At 65.4% G+C, this 17,983-nt stretch carries 18 protein-coding genes; 11 read left to right on the top strand and 7 right to left on the bottom strand.

The genetic code is table 11. The annotated features are described in order from the left end of the window. Nucleotides 1–47: 47 nt before the first annotated feature. Complete coding sequence (locus O0882_RS10115) at nucleotides 48–782, top strand: hypothetical protein (protein ID WP_289947549.1); 735 nt, start codon at nucleotides 48–50, stop codon at nucleotides 780–782. Between the two features lie 56 nt (nucleotides 783–838). Here the strand turns inward: O0882_RS10115 and O0882_RS10110 are convergent, their stop codons facing one another. From O0882_RS10110 to O0882_RS10095, 4 genes are all read right to left on the bottom strand, one after another. Then, the gene (locus O0882_RS10110; RefSeq protein WP_289947547.1) at nucleotides 839–1,570 is read right to left on the bottom strand and encodes a hypothetical protein; all 732 of its coding nucleotides are present in this window, start codon (nucleotides 1,568–1,570) and stop codon (nucleotides 839–841) included. Then, on the bottom strand, nucleotides 1,570–2,136 hold the full coding sequence (locus O0882_RS10105; RefSeq protein WP_289947544.1) for a hypothetical protein: 567 nt from the start codon (nucleotides 2,134–2,136) through the stop codon (nucleotides 1,570–1,572). Before O0882_RS10105 ends, O0882_RS10110 begins: the two co-directional genes overlap by 1 nt. A gap of 78 nt (nucleotides 2,137–2,214) precedes the next feature. Beyond that, nucleotides 2,215–2,502, bottom strand: coding sequence for a putative quinol monooxygenase (locus tag O0882_RS10100; protein ID WP_289947543.1), 288 nt, complete (start codon nucleotides 2,500–2,502; stop codon nucleotides 2,215–2,217). A gap of 121 nt (nucleotides 2,503–2,623) precedes the next feature. Further along, nucleotides 2,624–3,196, bottom strand: coding sequence for an NAD(P)H-dependent oxidoreductase (locus O0882_RS10095; protein ID WP_289947542.1), 573 nt, complete (start codon nucleotides 3,194–3,196; stop codon nucleotides 2,624–2,626). Between the two features lie 162 nt (nucleotides 3,197–3,358). Here O0882_RS10095 and O0882_RS10090 point away from each other — a divergent pair, with 162 nt between their 5' ends. Further along, nucleotides 3,359–3,778 carry a helix-turn-helix domain-containing protein gene (locus O0882_RS10090; RefSeq protein WP_289947764.1) on the top strand — a complete coding sequence of 140 codons (420 nt, stop codon included), beginning with the start codon at nucleotides 3,359–3,361 and terminating at the stop codon, nucleotides 3,776–3,778. Here the strand turns inward: O0882_RS10090 and O0882_RS10085 are convergent. Together O0882_RS10085 and O0882_RS10080 are read right to left on the bottom strand one after the other, a co-directional pair. Beyond that, a complete protein-coding gene (locus tag O0882_RS10085) occupies nucleotides 3,765–4,178 on the bottom strand; it encodes a GNAT family N-acetyltransferase (RefSeq protein ID WP_289947762.1) in 414 nt (137 codons plus the stop codon). The two genes, O0882_RS10090 and O0882_RS10085, sit on opposite strands and share 14 nt — an antisense overlap. Continuing rightward, nucleotides 4,099–5,019: a LysR family transcriptional regulator gene (locus O0882_RS10080; RefSeq protein WP_289947541.1), complete on the bottom strand. Its 921-nt coding sequence runs from the start codon at nucleotides 5,017–5,019 to the stop codon at nucleotides 4,099–4,101. Before O0882_RS10080 ends, O0882_RS10085 begins: the two co-directional genes overlap by 80 nt. A gap of 149 nt (nucleotides 5,020–5,168) precedes the next feature. Here O0882_RS10080 and O0882_RS10075 point away from each other — a divergent pair, with 149 nt between their 5' ends. From O0882_RS10075 to O0882_RS10050, 6 genes are all read left to right on the top strand, one after another. Beyond that, a complete protein-coding gene (locus O0882_RS10075) occupies nucleotides 5,169–6,383 on the top strand; it encodes a 3-hydroxybenzoate 6-monooxygenase (protein ID WP_289947540.1) in 1,215 nt (404 codons plus the stop codon). After that, nucleotides 6,380–7,432: a gentisate 1,2-dioxygenase gene (gtdA, locus tag O0882_RS10070; RefSeq protein WP_289947539.1), complete on the top strand. Its 1,053-nt coding sequence runs from the start codon at nucleotides 6,380–6,382 to the stop codon at nucleotides 7,430–7,432. Before O0882_RS10075 ends, gtdA begins: the two co-directional genes overlap by 4 nt. Nucleotides 7,433–7,531: 99 nt before the next feature. Further along, the gene (locus O0882_RS10065; protein WP_289947537.1) at nucleotides 7,532–8,239 is read left to right on the top strand and encodes a fumarylacetoacetate hydrolase family protein; all 708 of its coding nucleotides are present in this window, start codon (nucleotides 7,532–7,534) and stop codon (nucleotides 8,237–8,239) included. Between the two features lie 66 nt (nucleotides 8,240–8,305). Continuing rightward, nucleotides 8,306–9,667 (top strand): aromatic acid/H+ symport family MFS transporter, encoded by a 1,362-nt coding sequence (locus tag O0882_RS10060; protein WP_289947535.1) that lies wholly within the window; start codon nucleotides 8,306–8,308, stop codon nucleotides 9,665–9,667. Continuing rightward, nucleotides 9,664–10,308 carry a maleylacetoacetate isomerase gene (gene maiA / locus O0882_RS10055; protein ID WP_289947533.1) on the top strand — a complete coding sequence of 215 codons (645 nt, stop codon included), beginning with the start codon at nucleotides 9,664–9,666 and terminating at the stop codon, nucleotides 10,306–10,308. Before O0882_RS10060 ends, maiA begins: the two co-directional genes overlap by 4 nt. Before the next feature lie 24 nt (nucleotides 10,309–10,332). Further along, nucleotides 10,333–11,445 (top strand): porin, encoded by a 1,113-nt coding sequence (locus O0882_RS10050; protein ID WP_289947532.1) that lies wholly within the window; start codon nucleotides 10,333–10,335, stop codon nucleotides 11,443–11,445. A 14-nt stretch (nucleotides 11,446–11,459) separates the two neighbouring features. On the opposite strand, the gene O0882_RS10045 is transcribed toward O0882_RS10050, so the two are convergent. Next, nucleotides 11,460–12,923 (bottom strand): efflux transporter outer membrane subunit, encoded by a 1,464-nt coding sequence (locus O0882_RS10045; RefSeq protein ID WP_289947530.1) that lies wholly within the window; start codon nucleotides 12,921–12,923, stop codon nucleotides 11,460–11,462. 97 nt (nucleotides 12,924–13,020) lie between these two features. On the opposite strand from O0882_RS10045, the gene O0882_RS10040 reads away from it, so the two are divergent. The 3 genes from O0882_RS10040 (at nucleotide 13,021) to O0882_RS10030 (ending at nucleotide 17,897) form a co-directional block, all read left to right on the top strand. Then, a complete protein-coding gene (locus O0882_RS10040) occupies nucleotides 13,021–13,647 on the top strand; it encodes a TetR/AcrR family transcriptional regulator (RefSeq protein ID WP_071077079.1) in 627 nt (208 codons plus the stop codon). A gap of 84 nt (nucleotides 13,648–13,731) precedes the next feature. Further along, a complete protein-coding gene (locus O0882_RS10035; RefSeq protein WP_289947526.1) occupies nucleotides 13,732–14,841 on the top strand; it encodes an efflux RND transporter periplasmic adaptor subunit in 1,110 nt (369 codons plus the stop codon). Then, nucleotides 14,838–17,897 carry an efflux RND transporter permease subunit gene (locus tag O0882_RS10030; protein ID WP_289947524.1) on the top strand — a complete coding sequence of 1,020 codons (3,060 nt, stop codon included), beginning with the start codon at nucleotides 14,838–14,840 and terminating at the stop codon, nucleotides 17,895–17,897. Before O0882_RS10035 ends, O0882_RS10030 begins: the two co-directional genes overlap by 4 nt. Nucleotides 17,898–17,983 lie beyond the last annotated feature (86 nt).

Below are 17,983 nucleotides of genomic sequence, written 5' to 3'. Positions count from 1 at the left end.
GTGTCGATGGGGTTGGGGACGCAGTACTTCTGGAAAGCCGCTAACGCGTGAAACCATATATTCAACTTACCATACGCACGAAGGCGCCCACGGAGTCATGGGCGGTTGGCGAACAGTTCATCGGCACGCTGGAGGGGCACGCCGGACTGCTCTTGCCGGAGCAGATATCGCATAATCCGGATAAATTCACCGAATCTTACGCCGGAAAAATGGCGATGGAAGAGCGCTGGGCAGCACCTTCTACCTTGCGTTATGAGGGCGGCATGTTTGAAGTGGCGGAAGAATTCGCATGGCGACGAAGAAAAGCCATCAAGTCCACCGGCTATGTGAGCCACACAAAGCGTAATATCCGCGGCCAGATCGTGCCTGGTGGCGTGAGTTTCACGTCAGCGTATAGCCAGAATGTCGATTTCTACATGCTCTTCAAGCAGTGGTGTCATATCTTTCCGCCTCAGATCGCGATGCTGCATCCCTTCGTTCCGCTTGAATTGGCAAGCCTCGGCCTCTACGATAGTTTTCGCCTGGGATCGTTCAATGCGTCCCTCAGGCCGGACATTCCGGAAGTAGCGTGGGCCATGTTCTATGGGCCGGACTTTTGTCCGCGCATCGATGTGGAGCGGCTGCTGGCCGCTGGATTTTTCGTGGAACAGATGGGTGAGGGTATCCTGGTCAGGGTAACGGAAAGTATCGAGGATGTTGAAAATGACTTCCCAATGTTTTTACGACGGCGCGCGGAGCTCAAGTGCCTGTTTCCTGTCGGATTTTTCCTGAATAAGGAGTGAGCGGCAAGAGCCTGGAGCGATAACTGCGATGCTTGTGGCCTTGATGCTCGCCGACTTCATAGTGTATTACGCCGCAAGCCCGCTTCCCGCACGAACACTTGCAACGCAGGCATGGTCTGCTGGTGCAGCGCTTTCATTTCCGATCTCAGCGCGGGCGTGATGGCCAGGCTGCCGTCCGCCTGCTGGCGCACGGGCAGGCCCAGCACTTGCGCCATTTCCACCGGGTAATTCGTGAAGTCGCCATACGGGCGCTTGCCATCGACGGACGGGGTGGGCCAGTAGCCTTCGGCCAGGTAGTCTTCCGCACCCATGCCCAGCATTTCCGGCGTCATCCACGACTGTTGCCGCAGCAGCGCCAGATGCCGGGCGGTCAAGGTAAACGGCGCCTTGCCATTGGCATAGCTGCCCGGTTTCAGGTCGGCCATCTGCACGAAGTGGGGCAGCAGCAGCGACGCTTCCATCAGGCGCTGGGCGGCCAGTGCCGCATCCTTGCTGGCGATGGCTTGCATGGCCAGTGCCACGGTATCTCCCTTGCCCAGCGGGTAGGCCGGATTGAGCATGGGCGCGCCGCTTTCCACGGGCGACCAGCCGATGTTGAAGCGCCGTATCAGCGCCAGGTGCTGCACATTGAGTATCTTGGGCAGCGGTGCGTCGAGGGTGGCGACGATGCGCTGGCGCACGGCGCGGGGCAGGTCGTTGTCGGCCGCGCGCGCAAGCACGGGCGAGCACAGCACGGCGCCGGCGAGGCGCAGCAACTGGCGCCGCATGGGCTGGATCAGGCGCGCCATCACGGTGCCGTCAAGTCCTGGCGCTGGAATTCGATGCGGTTTTCCTGGTAGTCCCACTTGGTGTAGGGGCCGAACACGCGCCGGTTTTCCTTGCTGTCGGCATTCGATTGCTCGCGCTTCATGCGCCGCACGAGGGCGGTATCGACCAGCGGCGCGGTCGTCGTGCCGAACACTTCGTGCCGCACGCTCTGCCTGGCGTCGGCGCCGCGCGAAATGATGGTGAGCTTGCGCGTGGCGGGATCGAAGTACAGGCGCATGGCAAACGTGTTCATGTCCTGCAGATACAGGCCGTCATCGCGCCACTGGGCATAGAAATAGTCGCCGCAGACGGCCTTCGGTTCGCGCTTCCATTCGCAGGCGAGCAGGATCAGCAAGTGATGGTCATCGAGTTGCTTGATCGACACGCGGGCCTTGGAATAGCCCCAGGTACTGGGCGGCACGGTCGTCGACGAGAGCAGATTGTATTCGCCCACGAGCTTGGGCATGGGCGCTTGCGCGGCGGTGCCGGCACAAACGGTGAAGGCGGCCGCCGCGAGGGCGCCGTGTATGCGGGAGAATGGAATCATGATGGCCATAAAAAAAAGTTGCCATATTATAAGTGGCAACTTTCTTTGGGGAACGCGCGATTGAACGCTGCCGTGCGGTTACTTCAGCTTGCTCAACTCGGCCACGTCGATCTTGACGGTCTTGTCGCCCACGGCGGCCACCAGCGCCTTGAAGTGGGGCGTCGCGTAATGCGCCGTCAGCGCGTCCTGGTCGGTCCATTCTTCCAGCATGATGAAGCGCGTGGGAATCTTGTTGTCGAGGTGTAATTCGTAGCGCAGGCAGGCGCTTTCCGCGCGGCTGGGCGGTACGACGGCTTCCAATGCGGCGCGCACGGCGTCGATATGGTCAGCTTGGGCATCGATGGTGGCGACGACGATCAGGGTCATGGTGGTCCTTGTAGAGTGGTGGGGCGGGTGCAGCTTAGCGTAGTTTGATCATTCTTGCCCGCCATGCCCAGCCTGGCTGCGCCGAAACAGTTTCCGCCGCAGCCAGATAATCAAGCTGAACCTACGCCGCCTGCAACGCGCCGATCTGCTCAAAGGCGCCCGCTAATGCTTGCGCCCTGGCGGCGTCGCTGACCTTGACGCCTTCGGCGCGCACGATCTCGATCTGCGTGATGCCGAGGAAGCCGAGGAAGGCGCGCAGATGGCTTTCCTGGTGTTCCAGGGCGGCCATCGGCGTGTCGGCGCCGTAATAGCCGCCACGCGTCGAGGCGATGATCACGCGTTTGCTGCCCAGCAAACCTTCCGGGCCATTGGCGCCATATTGGAACGTCTTGCCGGGCACGGCCAGCGCGTCGAGCCACGATTTGAGCTGGCTGGGGATGGCGAAGTTGTACATGGGCGCGCCGATGACGATGACGTCGGCGGCCAGCACTTGCTCCAGCGCGGCGGATAGTGCTACGCCCTCGGTGGCGCTGGGGGCGGCAGTGAATTGCGGCAAGGGCTGGGCGGCCAGGTCGCGGTAGTGGACGGTGGCGCCAGGCGCGGCCGCTTGCAGGCGGGCCACGATGGCGGCGGACAACTGGCGGCTGACGGAATGCTCGCCGAGGATGCTGGAATCGATATGCAGGATGTTCATGTGAGCCTTCTTGGATGGTATGATCGGGTGGTATGTTTTTGTAACCGAGGTAAATATAGTGACTATCAAATGAACGCACAAGAAGGCACTTTTTCCACACTGGGGCACACGGATGTGACTATGGGCGAGGTGGCCGCGCGCGGCGCCGAGCTGGAACGGCGCATGCGCGACCATGGCGGCCATGCGGGCGTGGCCGACTCGTGCCGGCCGATCACGGATATCCTCACGCGCGTGGGCGACAAATGGAGCGTGATGGTGGTGATGTTGCTGGGCAATGGCACCAAGCGCTTCAACGAGATGCGCCGCCTGATCGGCGGCATCTCGCAGCGCATGCTGACCCTGACCTTGCGGGGTCTGGAGCGCGACGGTCTCGTGACGCGCACGGTGTTTCCCACCGTGCCGCCACGCGTCGATTACGCCTTGACGGACCTGGGCCGCTCGCTCTTGATCCCCATCAGCGCCCTGGGCGCCTGGGCCTACGGCCACCGCGACGCCATCGATGCGGCGCGGCTGGCGTTCGATGCCAGGGCCGATGCGGGCGCGACGCCGGACAGTCAGGCCAGCTCAGTTAAGCTAGATTAATGACGGCCAGCATGTCATGGCCATCCGCATCCAAGCCTTTTTCCACGAAACCCATGCTGGCATAGAACTGTTTCGCATTGGCATTGCTGGGCTTGTAGCAAATTTCGATGCTGCGCGCGTCCGGGCGGGCGCGGATTTCCGCCAGCGCCAGGGCGAGGGCGGCGCGGCCATGGCCTTGCCCCTGGCGCCGGTGATCGATCATGAAGCGCCAGATCTGGTAGTAGCCGGGCGCATCATCGGCGTCGGGCGAGACGAACATCAGGAAGCCGATCACTTCCTCAATGGAATGTAAGGACAAGGCTTGCCAGCATGGGGGAAAATTACTCAATAGGCAACGTTGTCGCGTCGCCAGCCCCAAACAGCTGCGCCATCGTCTGGCGCAGCCAGCGGTTCGACGCATCTTCATGGTAGCGCTCGTGCCAGTGCTGCTTGACTGAAAAGCTGGGCAGCGCCACGGGCAGGGGCAGGATGCGGAACGCTTCGTGGTCCCGCATTTGCAGCGCGTAGCGGTACGGTACCGTGACGATGTACTCGGTTTCGGCGACGATGCGCGACACGCCGAGGAAGCTGGGCAGTTTCAGCACGATGCGCCGCTGCACGCCGGCCCCCGCCAGTACCTTCTCCACGATGGAATGGCCCGTGCCCGAGCTTTTCACTTCGATATGCCCTTCCTGCAGGAACTCTTCCACAGTAATCGTGTCGCGGATGCGCGGGTGGCTGCTGGCCGCCAGGCAGACAAAATGCTGGTCGAACAGTTTCTGCTGATAAAACCCCGATTCCAGGTGCGGCATGAAGCCCACGGCCAGGTCCACTTCGCCCCCCTCCAGGCGCGCCGGCGTGTCGGTGGCGATCTTCGACACGTCCAGCGTGATGTGTGGGCCGATCTGCTGCAGGTGGTTGAGCAGCGTGGGCAGCAGCACGATTTCACTGATGTCCGTCATGCAGATGGCAAATTCGCGCGTACTGGCGGCCGGGTCGAACACGGGCTGGTCGGCCAGCGCATGCTGCCAGGCGGCAATCGCGGCGCGCACGTCCTGCACCGCGTTCTGCGCGCGCGGCGTCGGCTCCATGCCTTTCGAGGTGCGCGCGAACAGGCGGTCGCCGAAATGCGTGCGTAATTTCCCCAGGCCGATGCTCACCGTCGATTGCGGCAAGCCCAGGTTTTCCGCCGCGCGCGTCACATTGCGGCTTTTATAGATCTCGTCAAAGATGAACAGCAGTTCGATATCGAAGCGCGACATAAGAGGATTCCACCATTATTTAAAAATGTGATTGTTGTTATTGTATTCCATCGCTTTACCAAATATTGACCTGTCGGCACACTGCTTGCCATACCAAGAGCACGGCAAACGTGCATCGCGCAAGCACACAGATCAATTGGAGGAAAGAAATGGAAGCTACCCACAAACCGTCGGTCTTGATCGTCGGCGGCGGTATCGGCGGCATGGCCGCCGCCCTGTCCCTGTCGCGCCTGGGGCTGGCCGTCACCGTGCTGGAACAGGCCTCGACCCTGGGCGAGATCGGCGCCGGCATCCAGCTGGCGCCCAACGCCTTCGCCGCGCTCGATGCCTTGGGCGTGGGCGAACGCACGCGCGCCAAGGCTGTCTTCACGGAACGCCTGGTGATGATGGACGCCGTCGACGCGACCGAGGTAGGCACTTTCGTCGTCGATGCGGCCTTCCGCCAGCGCTTCAGCAATCCCTACGCCGTCATCCACCGCGCCGATATCCATGGCGCCATCCTCGACGCCGTGCGCACTTCGCCGCTGATTACCTTTGTGACGTCCTCGCTGGTGACGGACGTCGTGGAAGATGCGGACGGCGTCACCGTGGTCGATGCGGCGGGGCGCAGCTTCCGCGCCGATGTGCTGATCGGCTGCGATGGCGTCAAATCCGTCATTCGCGAGCGCATCGTGGGCGACAAGGTGCGCGTCTCCGGCCACGTGGTGTACCGCGCCGTGGTGCCGGCCGCCGACATGCCGGCCGACCTGCGCTGGAACGCGCCCGTCGTTTGGGCCGGGCCGAACTGCCACCTCGTGCACTACCCGCTGCGCAATGGCGAGCAATACAACCTGGTGGTGACCTTCCACAGCCGCGAGCAGGAAGCGTGGAGCGTCACGGACGGCAGCAAGGAAGAAGTGCTGTCCTACTTCGACGGCGTCCACGCGCAGCCGCGCCAGCTGCTGCACAAGCCGACCAGCTGGAAACGCTGGAGCACAGCCGACCGCGACCCCGTCGCCAACTGGAGCACGCAGCGCATGACCTTGCTGGGCGACGCGGCCCACCCGATGCTGCAATACCTGGCGCAGGGCGCCTGCATGGCGCTGGAAGATGCCGTCACCCTGGGCGAAGCCGTGCGCGCCTGCGATTTCGACATGGCCGCCGCCTTCCAGCTGTATCAAACCTCGCGCATCGCCCGCACGGCCAGGGTCGTGCTGTCGGCGCGCGAAATGGGTCGCTTGTACCACGCCAAAGGCGTCGAACGCCTGGTGCGCAACGATTTGTGGCGCGGACGCACGCCCGCGCAATTCCATGAAGCGCTGGCCTGGCTGTATGGCTGGACGGCGCAAACCTGCCTGGCCACCACCGAGAAGGAGGCAGCATGACTTCCCATCAAACGCCCGAACGCGAAGCTTTATATGCAGCCCTGAGCGGCATGCATCTGTCGCCGCTGTGGCAATCCCTGCACACCCTGGTGCCGCCGCATCCGACGGCGCCGTATGCGGCGGCCCTGTGGCGTTATGCGGACATCGCGCCGCAACTGGCGCGCGCCGGCGAAGTCATCTCCGCCCACGAAGCCGTGCGCAGAGTGCTGGTGCTGGAAAATCCCGCCCTGCCGGGCCGCTCGTCGATTACGCAATCGCTGTACGCGGGCTTGCAACTGATCTTGCCCGGCGAAGTGGCACCCTCGCACCGCCACAGCCAGTCCGCGCTGCGCTTTGTCGTGAGCGGGCAGGGCGCCTATACGACGGTGGCGGGCGAGCGCACCACCATGCACCCGGGCGACTTCATCATCACCCCGTCGTGGACCTGGCATGACCATGGCAACCTGGGCGTCGACGGCGTCTGCGAGCCGGTCGTGTGGCTCGATGGCCTCGACATTCCCATGCTGCGCTATTTCGATTCCGGTTTCGCGGAAAACGATACGCAGGACAGCCAGACGGTCAGCCGCCCGGAAGGCCAGAGCTTCGCCCGCTACGGCTACAACATGGCGCCCGTCAAGTCGCTGCACCAGGGCGCTACCTCGCCCATCTTCAACTACCCGTATGTCCGTTCGCGCGAAGCGCTGGACCTGTTGTCGCGCACCGACGCCATCGACGACTGGCACGGCTACAAGCTGCGCTACACGAACCCGCTGACGGGCGGCTCGCCCATGCCCACCATGGCGACCTTCATGCAGCTGCTGCCCAAGGGTTTCAAGGGCAAGCGCGCGCGCAGCACCGATGGCACCGTCTACAGCGTGGTCGAAGGCCACGGCAAGGTGACGATCGGTGTGCAGGTATTCGACTTCGCCCCGCGCGACACCTTCGTCGTGCCGTCGTGGGCCCTTGTCTCCTTTGACTGCCCGCAGGACGACGTCGTGCTGTTCAGTTTTTCCGACCGCCCCGTGCAGCAAGCGATGGGCGTGCTGCGCGAGCAGTTTTTGATTGACTAACTCTATTTTTTTGCCAACCCCGTAAAGAGCCGGGGTCGGACCCTGAGGGTCCGACCCCAGTCCTTGCCTTGGGGTTAAGACCATTAACAGGAACCCATCATGACCAACTTCATTTTTGAACCCCAAGCCATCGCCGGCCTGCCCATCCTTGGTACGGACAGCCAGTTTCCCGTGCGCCGCATCTACTGCGTGGGCCGCAACTACGCAGCCCATGCGCGTGAAATGGGGTTTGACCCTGACCGCGAACCGCCATTCTTCTTTTGCAAGCCGAATGACGACCAATCCGTCGTGCCCGTGCCACCCGGCGTGACGGCCACCGTGCCGTATCCGGCGCAGACGTCGAACTACCACCACGAAATCGAGCTGGTGGTCGCCATCGGCAAGGGCGGCAGCAATATCGCCCTGGAGGACGCGGCGTCGCACATCTTCGGCTACGGCGTGGGCCTGGACATGACGCGGCGCGACCTGCAGATGCGCATGCGCGAACAGGGCCGCCCGTGGGAGATCGGCAAGGCTTTCGACTATTCGGCCCCCATCGGCGCGCTCACGCCCATCGCGGTATCCGGCGAGATCAGCACGGGCGCCATCGTGCTGGAAGTGGATGGAAAAATCGTGCAGACGAGCGACCTCACGCACCTGATCTGGTCCGTCAATGAAGTCATCGCCAATCTGTCGACCCTGTTCGAGCTGCAGCCGGGCGACATCATCATGACGGGCACGCCTGAAGGCGTGGGCGCCGTCACCCGCGGGCAAACCATGGAGGCGCGCATCGCCGGGCTGACGCCGATCACCGTCGCCGTGCAGTAAACACCATCGGGCCAGCGCGGCACAGATCGCGCAGCCCCAGCGAACAATAACAACGGAGACAAGACCATGACTACCCACGCCGGCACCGACGTCCAGCACTTCCTCGACAGCCACCCGTTTTCCCGCTACCAGAAGCTGATCCTCTGGCTATGCTTTTTGATCGTCGCCATCGACGGCTTCGACACGGCCTCGATCGGCTTCATCGCGCCCGCCATCCGCGCCGAATGGGGCTTGACGCCCGCCGCGCTGGCGCCCCTGTTCGGCGCCGGACTGTTTGGCCTGATGGCCGGCTCGTTCCTGTTCGGCCCCCTGGCGGACCGCTACGGCCGGCGTCCCGTGCTGATCGTTTCCGTGGCGTTTTTCGGCGCGGCCAGCCTGCTGTCGGCCTGGTCGACGGATCTGACGATGCTGCTGGTGCTGCGCTTTTTGACGGGGCTGGGCCTGGGCGGCGCCATGCCCACTTCCGTGACCATGACGTCCGAATACTGCCCGCAGCAGCGCCGTTCCGGCCTGGTGACCATGATGTTCTGCGGCTTTACCATCGGTTCCGCGCTGGGCGGCCTGGCCTCGGCGCAGCTGCTGCACCTGATCGGCTGGCGCGGCGTGCTGATGCTTGGCGGCGCCTTGCCGCTGCTGCTGGTGCCCGTGCTGCTGCTGGCGCTGCCCGAATCGCTGCGCTGGCTGGTGCTGAAAGGCCGCGACGGCAACCAGGTGCTGAACATCGTGCGCCGCATTGCGCCCACCCTGGCCGCCTTGCCGCGCCTCGTCGTCAGCGATAAAAAACTCGCCGGCTCGCCCATGGCCGAATTGTTCCGCCCGGGCGTGATTGGCGGCACCTTGCTGCTGTGGTCCACGTTTTTCATGAGTCTATTGATCATCTATCTGCTGTCGAGCTGGATGCCGACCCTGTTGAGTGGCAATGGCCTGTCCCTGTCGAACGCCTCGCTGGTGACGATGATGTTCCAGGTGGGCGGCACCGTCGGCGCCATCATGCTGGGGCGCTGGATGGACCGCCACAGCCCGCATAAAGTGCTGAGCATCGCCTACCTGGCCGCCGCCGGCTGCATCGTCGTCGTGGCCCTGTCGGGCAGCAGCCTGGCTGTGCTGGTGCTGGCCGTGTTCGGCGTGGGTTTCGGCGTGAGCGGCTCGCAAGTGGGCGCCAATGCGCTGGCCGCCGCCTTCTATCCCACGTCGAGCCGCGCCACGGGTGTCAGCTGGGCGGCCGCCGTGGGACGCAGCGGTTCCGTGCTCGGTTCCATGGCCGGCGGCCTGATGCTGACCTTAAAACTCGATAACGAAACCATCTTCTTCCTGCTGGCCATTCCGGCCGTGCTGGCGTCCCTGGCCTTGCTGGCCATGGGGCGTTTGATGCGCACCCGGACTGCCGCCAGCGCCGTTCCCGCTACCTTGAAAGAGAGCACCGTATGAAACTGCATGGCTATTACCGCAGCTCCGCATCCTACCGCGTGCGCATCGCGCTGAACCTGAAGCAGCTGCACGCCGACACGGCCTATGTGCATCTGAGCCGCCATGGCGGCGAGCAGTTCACGCCCGCGTTTTCCAGCCTGAACCCGCAGCACCTGCTGCCCGTGCTGGAGGACGGCGGCGCCGTGCTGACGCAATCCTTGGCCATCATCGAATACCTGGACGAGACGCAGACGGGGCAAAAACTGCTGCCGGCCGACGCCCTGGGGCGCGCCCGCGTGCGCCAGCTGGCCATGGTCTGCGCCTGCGACATCCACCCGCTGAACAACCTGCGCGTCCTCAATTACCTGACGGGACCCCTGGACCTGTCGCAGGAGCAGAAGAACGCGTGGTACCAGCACTGGACGCACCTGGGGCTGGCCGCGCTGGAAGCGCAGCTGACGAGCAGCGCACATACGGGCATGTTCTGCCATGGGGACACGCCGACCCTGGCCGATTGCTGCCTGGTGCCGCAGGTGTATAACGCGCGGCGCTTCCAGTGCGACCTGGCTTTGTATCCCACGATCCTGCGCATCGTCGCGCACTGCGAGGCGCTGCCGGCGTTCCAGCACGCGCACCCGGATGCACAGCCAGACGCAGAATAAAAACCACCATAAACGGAGACAAGCATGAGAAAAATCAACGCCACACGCAAGCTGACTGCGCTGGCGCTGCTGGGCGCGTGCGCCTGCAGCGTGACCACAGGCGCTTACGCGCAAAGCGGCGTCACCCTGTACGGAGTGCTCGACAGCTCCGTGGCTTACACAAGCAATGTCAATGCGGCCGGCGACAGCATGGTCAAAGTGCCCACCTTGACGGGTTCACTGCCGTCGCGCTTCGGTTTCAAGGGCGTGGAAGACCTGGGCGGCGGCTTGCAGGCGATCTTTGCGCTGGAATCGGGCTTCGGCGTCGACACGGGCATCGCGGGGCAGGGCGGGAGACTGTTCGGCCGCCAGTCGTACGTGGGCTTGAAGGGGCGTTATGGCAGCGTGATGCTGGGACGGCAAATGAATATGTCGTTCTGGGCCACGCAAAAGTCCGACATCATGGGCCCGGCCCTGTTTTCCATCAGCAGCCTCGATCTGTACCTGCCGAATGCGCGCAGCGACAACGCCATCGGCTACCTGGGCACGTTTTCCAACGTGACCGTGGGCGCCACCTACAGCCTGGGGCGCGACGCCTCGGCGGCGGGCGGGCCGGCGGCCACGGGCTGCGCGGGCGAAGTGGCGGGCAATGCCAAGGCTTGCCGCCAGATCACCGCCTTGCTGGGCTACGACACGGGCCGCTATGGCGCCACGGCGTCGTACGACATCATGTACGGCAACGCGGGCGCGGCCAACGGCCTCACGTCGAGCCGCAACTTCGACCGCCGCGTGATCGCCAGCGCCTATGCCATGGTTGATAAGCTGAAAATCGGCGGCGGCATCATCGAGCGCAGCATCCGCGCCGCCACGGGGCCAGTTGATTCGCAGCTGCTGTATGTGGGCGCGGCCTGGCCGGTCGCTCCCACGCTGGTCCTCGATGGACAGCTCGCCAGGCTGGCCGTGAAGCACAGCCCGAACGATGCCACCCTGGCCACCGCGCGCCTGACGTATCATTTATCCAAACGCACGGCCGTCTACAGCGCCATCGGCCGCATGGATAACGATGGCGCGGCTGCCGTGGCGCTGGACGCGGGCGGCACCGTGGGCGCGGGGCGCACGCAGAATGGCGTGATGGCGGGCGTGCGCCACTTTTTCTGAGCGCTGTCCCGGCTTTACCGCGCAGCAAGGGCCACAGGCGCCGGTGCCTGCCAGCCGCCGCCCAGCGCCTTGTAGGTGGCGACCGCCGCGCGCGCGGCCGCCGTTTGCGCCTGCGCGCGCGCATCCTCGGCCCGCAACAGCTGGGCGTCGGCCTGCAGCACATCGTGGCGGCCGACCACGCCCTTGTGGAAGGCCGCCAGCGCAGCGGCGCGCGCGCGCTCCAGCGCTTCGACGCTTTGCGCCTGCAGGCCTGCCTGCTGTTCGTATCCGAGCAGTGCCGAACAGGCATTCTCCACGTCTTCCGTGGCATGCAGCACGGCCAGCCGGTAAGCCGCCAGCAACTCGGCTTCCTGGCCCCGGGCGGCGTCGATCTGTGCAGCGATGCGGCCGAAATCGAACAGGCGCCAGCGCATGCCGAGTACGCCCGCGGCCTGGCCGGAGCCGCTGGCAAACAGGGAGCCGCCGGCGGTGGTGCTGCCGAGCAGGGCGCCCAGGCTCAGTTTGGGATAATACTCGGCCACTTGCGCGCCGGTGCGCGCGCTCGCCGCGGCCAGGCGCCGCTCGGCCACGATCAGGTCGGGCCGGCGCCGCAGCAGGTCGCCTGGCGTACCGCCGGCCGTGATGCGCGGCGCGACCGCGATGATGCCGCTGGCGGGCAGTTCGTGGCCATGGGTGCCGGGCACCGCGCCCAGCATCACGTCGAGCGCATGCAGTGCCACGTCGCGCGCCGTTTCCAGGCCCGGCATGGCCGCGCGCGCCTGCGCCAGTGCCGCCTCGGCCTGCCGCAGCGCCGGCTCGTTCACCAGCCCCTTGCCATACAACAGCGCCGCGATGTCCAGCGCCGCCGCCTGGGTGTCGACCTGCCTGCGTGCCAGATCGCGCCGCGTTTGCAGGCCCTGGATGGTCAGGTACAAGTCGGCCGTCTGCGCCGCCACGGCCAGCCGCGCCGCCGCCCATCCCGCTGCCGTTGCCTCGTAGTCGGCGCGCGCCGCTTCGCGTTCGCGGCGCAGGCCTCCGAACAGGTCGATTTCCCACGACGCTTCCAGGTTGACTTCATGCGCGCTGCCGGCGCGCGCAAATCCCGGCGCGGCATTGAGCACCTTGCCCAGCGGCGTTTGCACCGATTGATAGGCGCGCGCGGTCTGGCCATCGAGATTGGCGGAAGGCAGCAAGGCGGCGTCGGCCGCGCCCAGCGCTGCGCGCGCCTGCCGCACCCTGGCCGCCGCCTGCGCCAGGTCGAGGTTTTGCGCCAGTGCCAGCGTCACCAGGCGGGTCAGGTGCGGATCGCCAAACGCCGTCCACCACTGCCGCAGATCGGCTGCATCGGCGTCCTGGCGCAAGCCGACTGCCGACTGGTGCAGATACTGCGCCGCTTGCGGCAGTGCGGGCCGCTGGTAATCGGCACCGGCGGTGCAGCCGGCGGCCAGGCCGGCTGCAAGCAGCAGGAGGGGGAGGCGCAGAAGGGGCGGGATGGGCATGGGGATCGTCCTGTTCGTCAAAAAGGGAATGATTTGTGACTATAATACATTTTGGTCACTGATTGTACATTTTGGCGTGGCGCGTTAAGCTGTTGCCATGAACCACACCACACTGCATCCAACAATGCCGTCGCCCGCGCGCGGCCCGGCCGGCCACGACGTGCGCGAGCAGATCGTCGTCGCCGCCACCGAATATTTCAGCCTGTATGGCTACGAAAAGACCACCGTGTCCGACCTGGCCAAGGCCATCGGCTTTTCCAAGGCGTATATCTACAAGTTCTTCGAGTCCAAGCAAGCCATCGGCGAGCATATCTGCGGCAACTGCCTGCGCCAGATCGAAACCGAGGTCAGGGCGGCGGTGGATGCCGCCGCCCAGCCGCCAGAGAAGCTGCGGCGCATGTTCAAGGCCAGCGTCGAGGCCAGCCTGCGGCTGTTCTTCCAGGACCGCAAGCTGTACGACATCGCCGCCTCGGCCGCCACCGGGCGCTGGCCGACGGTGCAGGCCTATGAGCTGGCCATGGGCGCCTTGCTGCAGGATATCTTGCAGCAGGGCCGCAAGACTGGTGACTTCGAGCGCAAGACGCCGCTCGACGAAACAGCCAGCGCGATCTACCTGGTGATGCGCCCCTACATCAATCCCTTGCTGCTGCAGCACAGCCTGGAGACGAGCGAGACGGCGCCGGCACAATTGTCCAGCCTGGTGTTGCGCAGCTTGTCACCCTAGTCACAACGCCGGTTTGTGACTGTTGACTTATTTGGTCACTAGTACCAAAATGAGAACCCTGTTCAATTCGTTCATGGGATTCTTATGCGCTGGCGCCGTCTTGCCTCATCTGCTGTCATCTCCGCCTTGCCCCTGGCCTTGTCCCTGGGCCTGACCGCCTGCGGCGAGAAGGCGCAAGCCGATCCGCGTACCGCCATGCCGCTGGTGCGCGCCGTCACGGTGCAGGGTGCCGAGTCGGGTGCGCGCAGCTTTACCGGCGTGGTCGCGCCACGCGTGCAAAGCGAACTGGGTTTTCGGGTCGCCGGCAAGGTGCAGGAGCGCCTGGTCGATGCCGGCCAGGCCGTGCGGCGGGGCCAGGCCTTGATGCGCCTCGATGCGCAGGACTTGCAACTGCTGGCCCAGGCACGCCAGGACGCGGTCACGGCCGAGCGCGCCCGCGCGCGCCAGACGGCCGACGAGGAAGCCCGTTACCGCGACTTGCGCGGCACCGGCGCCATCTCGGCATCAGCCTACGACCAGGTCAGGGCGCTGGCCGACGCCGCTGCGGCCCAGCTCAAGGCAGCCGAAGCCCAGGCCGAAGTGGCGCGCAATGCGCTGCGCTACGCGGTGCTGCTGGCCGATGCCGATGGCATCGTGACCGATACGCTGGCCGAACCGGGCCAGGTGCTCGCTGCCGGCCAGCCGGCGGTGCGTCTGGCCCATGACGGGCGGCGCGAAGCGGCGATCCAGCTGCCGGAAACCTTGCGCCCGGCGCTTGGTTCGACCGCCCAGGCCACGCTGTTTGGCAGGCCGGGCGCCAGCGTGCCGGCCACGCTGCGGCAGTTGTCGCAGAACGCGGACCGGCAAACGCGCACCTTCGAGGCGCGCTATGTGCTCGATGCAGCGCTGTCGGGCGCGCCGCTGGGCGCCACCGTCACGGTGCGCATTGCCGGTAGCGCCGATGCCGGCGATGCCGTACGGGTACCGCTCGCGGCCCTGCACGACGGGGGCAAGGGGCCGGGCGTGTGGCTGATCCAGGGCGAGCCGGCGCGGCTGGCCTGGCGGCCCGTCAAGGTGCGCCGCCTGCACGATGATGGCGCCGACGTCAGCGGCCAGCTCAAAAGCGGCGAACGCATCGTCGCGCTGGGCGCCCACCTGCTGCGCGACGGCGAGCAGGTCGCACTTGAGCAAGCGGGCGCGGGAGCGCGGCCATGAGCGGGGGCTTCAACCTGTCGGCGCTGGCCGTGCGCGAGCGTTCCGTCACGCTGTTCCTGATCTGCCTGATATCGCTGGCCGGCCTGTTGTCCTTCTTCAAGCTGGGACGGGCGGAAGACCCGGCCTTCACGGTCAAGGTGATGACCATCGTCACCGCCTGGCCAGGCGCCAGCGCGCGCGAAATGCAGGACCAGGTGGCCGAAAAGATCGAAAAGCGCCTGCAGGAGCTGCGCTGGTACGAGCGCGCCGAAACCTATACCACGCCCGGCCTGGCGTTCACTACCCTTACCCTGCTCGACAGCACGCCGCCCGACCAGGTGCAGGCCGAGTTTTACCAGGCGCGCAAGAAGGCGGGCGACGAGGCGGCCAACCTGCCGTCCGGCGTCATCGGCCCCATGATCAACGACGAATACGCGGACGTCACCTTTGCCTTGTTTGCGCTCAAGGCGCGGGGCGAGCCGCAGCGCCTGCTGGTGCGCGAGGCTGAAACCTTGCGTCAGCGCCTGCTGCACGTGCCGGGCGTGAAGAAGGTCAATATCATCGGCGAGCAGGCCGAACGCATCTATGTCGAGTTTTCCCAGGAGCGCCTGGCCACCCTGGGCATCAGGGCGCAGGACGTGTTTGCGGCGCTGCATGGCCAGAATGCGCTCACGCCAGCCGGTTCGGTGCAGACGCGGGGGCCGCAAGTGTTCATCCGCCTCGACGGCGCGCTCGACGCGCTGCAAAAGATCCGCGACACGCCGGTGGTGGCGCAGGGCCGCACCTTGGCCCTGTCCGATATCGCCACCGTACGTCGCGGCCACGAGGACCCGGCCAGCTTCATGGTGCGCAATGGCGGCGAGCCGGCGTTGCTGCTGGGCGTGGTCATGCGCGATGGCTGGAATGGCCTGGACCTGGGTAAGGCGCTGGAGCGGGAAGTGACGGCCATCGGCACTGAAATGCCGCTGGGTATGAGCCTGACCAGGGTCACCGACCAGGCAGTCAATATCGGCGCGGCCGTGGATGAATTCATGCTCAAGTTCCTCGCCGCGCTGCTGGTGGTGATGCTGGTATGTTTTGTCAGCATGGGCTGGCGCGTCGGCATCGTCGTTGCCGCCGCCGTGCCGCTGACCCTTGCCGTCGTGTTCATCGTGATGGCCGCGACAGGCAAGAATTTCGATCGCATCACCCTCGGTTCCCTGATCCTGGGCCTGGGCCTGCTGGTGGACGACGCCATCATCGCCATCGAGATGATGGTGGTCAAGATGGAAGAGGGCTACAGCCGCATTGCCGCTTCCGCCTATGCCTGGAGCCATACGGCCGCGCCCATGCTGGCGGGCACCCTGGTCACGGCCGTCGGCTTCATGCCCACCGGCTTTGCCCGCTCCAGCGCCGGCGAGTACACCAGCAATATGTTCTGGATCGTCGGCATCGCCCTGATCGCCTCGTGGGTGGTGGCTGTGTTGTTTACACCTTACCTGGGCGTGAAGCTCCTGCCCGAGCTGAAAAAGGTCGCCGGCGGCCATGATGCCTTGTACGACACGCCGCGCTACCACCGCTTTCGCCGCCTGCTGGGACGCGTGATCGCCAGCAAATGGCTGGTGTTCGCCACCGTGATCGGCCTGTTCGTGCTGGCCGTGCTGGGCATGGCCGTCGTCAAGAAGCAGTTTTTCCCCATCTCCGACCGTCCTGAAGTGCTGATCGAAGTGCAACTGCCTTACGGCAGCGCGATCGGGCAGACCAGCGGCGCGGCGGCGAAAGTGGAAGCCTGGCTGGCGCGCCAGCCCGAGGCGAAGATCGTCACGGCCTATGTCGGCCAGGGCGCACCGCGCTTTTACCTGGCGATGGGACCGGAATTGCCCGATCCTTCGTTTGCCAAGATCGTCGTGCGCACCGACAGCCAGCAAGCGCGCGACACCCTCAAGCGGCGTTTGCGCGTGGCCGTAGCCGCCGGCCTGGCGCCGGAGGCGCGCGTGCGGGTCACGCAACTGGTGTTCGGCCCGTATTCGCCGTTTCCCGTCGCCTACCGCGTCAGCGGCCCGGACCCCGAGGTGCTGCGCACCATCGCCGGCCAGGTGCAGCGCGTGATGCAGGCCAGTCCCATGATGCGCACCGTCAATACCGACTGGGGCACGCGCACGCCCACCCTGCATTTCAGCCTGCAACAGGACCGCTTGCAAGCCATGGGGCTGAGCTCAGGCGCCGTGGCGCAGCAGCTGCAGTTCCTGCTCAGCGGCGTACCCGTCACCGCCGTGCGTGAAGATATCCGCACGGTGCAGGTGGTGGCGCGCGCGGCTGGCGACATGCGCCTGGACCCGGCCCGTATCGCCGACCTGACCTTGGCTGGCGCCAACGGCGAGCGCATCGCGCTGTCGCAGGTGGGGGCCGTGGAGGTACGCTGGGAAGAACCGGTGCTGCGCCGGAGAGATCGCCAGCCGACGATCACCGTGCGTGGCGACATCGCCGACGGCATGCAGCCGCCCGACGTGTCGGGCGCCATCACGGCGCAGCTGCGCTCCATCATCGATACGCTGCCAGGCGGCTACCGCATCGAGCAGGCCGGCTCGATCGAGGAATCGGCGAAGGCGACGCAGGCCATGCTGCCCCTGTTCCCCATCATGCTGGCGTTGACCCTGCTGATGATCATTCTGCAGGTGCGCTCGATTTCGGCCATGGTCATGGTCTTCCTGACCAGTCCACTGGGCTTGATCGGCGTCGTGCCCACCCTGATCCTGTTCCAGCAGCCGTTCGGCATCAATGCGCTGGTCGGCCTGATCGCACTGTCGGGCATTTTGATGCGCAACACGCTGATCCTGATCGGCCAGATCCACCATAACGAGGCGGCCGGGCTGGCGCCTTTCGATGCCGTCGTCGAAGCGACCGTGCAGCGCGCCAGGCCGGTGATCCTTACCGCCCTGGCGGCCATCCTGGCCTTCATTCCGCTGACCCATTCGGTCTTCTGGGGAACGCTGGCCTACACCTTGATCGGCGGTACGTTTGCCGGCACGGTGCTGACCCTGGTGTTTCTGCCGGCGATGTATGCGATCTGGTTCAGAATACGGCCACAGAAGGCTTGAAAACAGCGGGCCGGGGACGCGGGCCTGAGAAAATGCCGATGGCGGCGTTGCAGCTTCCTTGCCGTACTGGCGTACTGTCTGCGTCG

The sequence above is a fragment of the Janthinobacterium sp. SUN073 genome (genome assembly GCF_030397665.1).
Lineage (GTDB): Bacteria > Pseudomonadota > Gammaproteobacteria > Burkholderiales > Burkholderiaceae_D > Janthinobacterium.
Note: the sequence above shows the minus strand (reverse complement) of the source record. Positions and strands in the feature narration are given on the sequence as shown.

Coding starts and splice junctions, on each gene's coding strand:
- O0882_RS10065 (WP_289947537.1), top strand. CDS start 7,532: ATGACCAACTTCATTTTTGAACCCCAAGCCATCGCCGGCCTGCCCATC.
- O0882_RS10110 (WP_289947547.1), bottom strand. CDS start 1,570: ATGGCGCGCCTGATCCAGCCCATGCGGCGCCAGTTGCTGCGCCTCGCC.
- O0882_RS10060 (WP_289947535.1), top strand. CDS start 8,306: ATGACTACCCACGCCGGCACCGACGTCCAGCACTTCCTCGACAGCCAC.
- gtdA (WP_289947539.1), top strand. CDS start 6,380: ATGACTTCCCATCAAACGCCCGAACGCGAAGCTTTATATGCAGCCCTG.
- O0882_RS10085 (WP_289947762.1), bottom strand. CDS start 4,178: ATGCGTCGAACCGCTGGCTGCGCCAGACGATGGCGCAGCTGTTTGGGG.
- O0882_RS10095 (WP_289947542.1), bottom strand. CDS start 3,196: ATGAACATCCTGCATATCGATTCCAGCATCCTCGGCGAGCATTCCGTC.
- O0882_RS10050 (WP_289947532.1), top strand. CDS start 10,333: ATGAGAAAAATCAACGCCACACGCAAGCTGACTGCGCTGGCGCTGCTG.
- O0882_RS10090 (WP_289947764.1), top strand. CDS start 3,359: ATGCGCGACCATGGCGGCCATGCGGGCGTGGCCGACTCGTGCCGGCCG.
- O0882_RS10030 (WP_289947524.1), top strand. CDS start 14,838: ATGAGCGGGGGCTTCAACCTGTCGGCGCTGGCCGTGCGCGAGCGTTCC.
- O0882_RS10035 (WP_289947526.1), top strand. CDS start 13,732: ATGCGCTGGCGCCGTCTTGCCTCATCTGCTGTCATCTCCGCCTTGCCC.
- O0882_RS10045 (WP_289947530.1), bottom strand. CDS start 12,923: ATGCCCATCCCGCCCCTTCTGCGCCTCCCCCTCCTGCTGCTTGCAGCC.
- maiA (WP_289947533.1), top strand. CDS start 9,664: ATGAAACTGCATGGCTATTACCGCAGCTCCGCATCCTACCGCGTGCGC.
- O0882_RS10105 (WP_289947544.1), bottom strand. CDS start 2,136: ATGATTCCATTCTCCCGCATACACGGCGCCCTCGCGGCGGCCGCCTTC.
- O0882_RS10075 (WP_289947540.1), top strand. CDS start 5,169: ATGGAAGCTACCCACAAACCGTCGGTCTTGATCGTCGGCGGCGGTATC.
- O0882_RS10040 (WP_071077079.1), top strand. CDS start 13,021: ATGAACCACACCACACTGCATCCAACAATGCCGTCGCCCGCGCGCGGC.
- O0882_RS10100 (WP_289947543.1), bottom strand. CDS start 2,502: ATGACCCTGATCGTCGTCGCCACCATCGATGCCCAAGCTGACCATATC.
- O0882_RS10080 (WP_289947541.1), bottom strand. CDS start 5,019: ATGTCGCGCTTCGATATCGAACTGCTGTTCATCTTTGACGAGATCTAT.